The sequence below is a fragment of the Bartonella sp. AA2SXKL genome (assembly GCF_042197205.1).
Taxonomy (GTDB): domain Bacteria; phylum Pseudomonadota; class Alphaproteobacteria; order Rhizobiales; family Rhizobiaceae; genus Bartonella.
Genome location: NZ_JBHIRN010000264.1, coordinates 1 through 575, shown reverse-complemented (window position 1 = coordinate 575; position 575 = coordinate 1). Strand labels below are relative to the sequence as shown.

The 575-nt window shown below is 38.8% G+C and carries 1 protein-coding gene; it reads left to right on the top strand.

Going from position 1 to position 575, the window contains the following annotated elements:
• Positions 1–575, top strand: a 575-nt coding sequence (locus ACFINS_RS11135) for a phage integrase central domain-containing protein (protein ID WP_404978081.1), incomplete at both ends; no start/stop codon positions are given.

The window sequence follows — 575 nt, the reverse complement described above, 5'->3', positions numbered from 1 at the left end:
TAAAATCATATGGTATGTACGTATTGGTCACGGACCACGATTTCGGATTGAAGGAACCTATGGAACGCAAGAGTTTGTCGATAATTATACGCTTGCTCTTAAGCAAGCGCAAAATGGCACCTCCAAGAAAAGAAAACAAACCAGACTTGTAGAGGGCTCTTTCGATTGGTTGTTGCATCAATATTTACAAAGCATGCAATGGCATAATCAATCAGAATCTACTAAAAAAGTGAAGTATAGAATTTTAAATAATGTATCCAAACATATAGGTAATCACGCTTATAAAAGCATAGAAAAGCGCCATATTCTTGATGCTGTAGACAGAAGGCGCGCTACTCCCGCAGCAGCAAAACATTTTTTAACTTCTTTAAACGGTCTCTTTAATTGGGCGGTTGATAATGCTCTTTTAAACAGAAATCCTGCTTTTAATATAAAAGCGCCAAAATCTCTTAACAGCGAAGGATTAGCGCCATGGCTAGAAGAGGATATCGATAAATATTATAAACAATGGGCTATTGGTACCCATGAACGCGTATGGGTTGATGTGCTTCTTTATACGGGCTTGCGCCGTGGAG